General features: G+C 68.6%; 1 protein-coding gene and 1 pseudogene. Both read right to left on the reverse strand.

Annotated elements, in window-relative coordinates; translation table 11 throughout:
* Window positions 1-477: 477 nt before the first annotated feature.
* A pseudogene (locus ACYF6T_RS44405) lies at window positions 478-905 on the reverse strand (transposase); the annotation flags it as partial.
* A gap of 314 nt (window positions 906-1,219) precedes the next feature.
* Window positions 1,220-1,996, reverse strand: a complete 777-nt coding sequence (locus ACYF6T_RS44410; protein WP_461703684.1) for an NPP1 family protein — start codon at window positions 1,994-1,996, stop codon at window positions 1,220-1,222.
* Between the last annotated feature and the right edge of the window lie 61 nt (window positions 1,997-2,057).

A 2,057-nucleotide genomic window follows, 5' to 3' on the forward strand; every position in this document is an offset into this window, starting at 1 on the left:
TGCTGGCCGACTTCCGAGACCGTCTCGCCGAAGACGACCGCGCCGACCGCCTCCTCGACCTCGCACTGGCCCGCCTCAAGGAGGCCGGCCTGGTGCGCGAGCGCACCAGGCAGCGCACCGACTCCACCCACGTCCTGGCCGATCTGACGACCCAGGCACGGACGTCACCAGGCGGCCTGAGCAGGACCGCTGGGTGCGAGACGACGAGGAATCCAACAGAGGCAACGCGTCCTTGCGTCGCCACTTGGCGCCGCGCATGGCCTGGCCGCACACCTCGTACAGGTCGTCCAACCGCCTGCCGGGTGTGGGCTTGGAGTTATTCTGGAGGTTTCTCGACGGTCCGCCGAGGGAGTCGGCGGACCGTTTCGCATTCTGTGAGTGATCGCGGGCGGGCCAGTAGACCGAGTGTCGCGTCGGGTGGGCGCCGGGTTCCACTCTCAGGGCTGCGATGGTGGCAGGGACGGGGGGAGCTGCTGGTCAGCCGGGGTTGGGGAGGCTAGCGAGCCGGGCCGGGGCTGCGGTGATTTCAAGTGTCCAGGGCCAGTGGCGGGGGAGGCGGAGAATGCGCCGGCGGCCGGTGGTAACGAGTTGGGCGGCTGCGGTAACAGGCGGAACCGTAGGCGGCGCGGCTCCCAGAGTTGTGCTTTGCCGGTCAGGGTGAGCATGGGCATCCAGGCCGGCAGGTCGAGGGCGATCTGCACGATCTCCAGCCAGACCCTGTTGTGGGCCATGTCGTGGAGGGGGAGATTGCGCAGACCGGTAGCCCAGGGCAGCCCGGATACGGTCTTCGGCGCGGGCTCCAGCCGGTGGTGGAGTTCGAGTTCGGTGATCGGCCTGTCGGCGGTGTTGGTCGCGAAGCACGTGAGTTGCAGGCCGTCTGTGTCCATGAGTCTCAACTGGGCGCCGCGTCCACGTCGTCAAGGACCAGTTCATGAAGGGCGAGGCGGGCACGGGCCGACCGGACCCTGCGCTCGGCCGGCGTCAACCGCACCACCACCTTCGAGGTGAACGACGTGCTCGGCGCCACCGACCTTGTGCGCCACGGACTCGTCGTCTGCATTTTGCCCTGTCCCTGGCCGGCCGCTTCCTCGACCTGTCGGTGCGCCGCCTCGCAGCGCACGCACCGACCTGGCGGATGCGGGGTCGTTCACCCCCAGAGGGGATCTGCCGCCCTCTGGGGGTGAACTGCTGCGCCACATCGGGTCGATGGCGTCCGGGATCACGCGTTCGGGTCGAACGGGATGCCCGACGGCATCGAGTGGGCGAGGCCGTACTCGAAGTCACCGTCCTTGATCTTGATGGTGGCCGCACCGAAGTCCGCGCTCAGCAGCTTGTCGCGGTAGCCGGCGGGATAGCCGTTCCAGCCCACCAGGCGAGGGTAGAACCAGCCGCCGGTGGCGTTCTCCGGAGGCTCGTCGTTGGAGTTGGCGAAGCGGAAGTCATGGGTGGAGACACCGTCCTTGTGGTAGACGATCTTCGGGTGGGTGCCATCGAAGCGGATGGCCGAGGCCGCGGCCACCTGGTAACCGCTGTGCTGGGACACCGCCACGTACTGGACCTGGTTGTCGTTGATCCACACGACCACGTGCTCCCAGTCGTGTGTGTGGCCGATGGCCGCAGGACCCAACGTGGCCTGGTCCTTCTCGAAGTAGCTGGCGTACATCACGGCACACCAGCCGTTGTTGCACTTCTCGCGTGAATAGGTGTTGGCGTTGGCGAGCTGGGCGTAGTCGTGGCAGTGGCCGTTGACGTCGCCGCCCAGCTTCAGGCCGGGGTTGATGGTGCCGTCGGCGCCGATGGCCGCGGTGGCGTAGCAGCCGTCGCCGTCGTAGTCGTAGGCGGGGGAGAAGCTCTGCTCCAGCCCGTCGGCGTTCTGCGGCAGCAGCGTCAGGACGCTGGCGCTCGCCTGGCCGGGGAGGGCCACGACGAGGGCCAGCGCGCCCAGGACGGCGGCGAGCGCCGCCCTGCGGCGTGCGGGGTGCAGCGGGTTGCGCACGTCGGCTCCTACGGGTAGCTGGTCAGGTTGGCGACGTTGGTGGTGGAGTTGGACGGGTCTC

This window comes from Streptomyces sp. 7R007 (assembly GCF_054850255.1).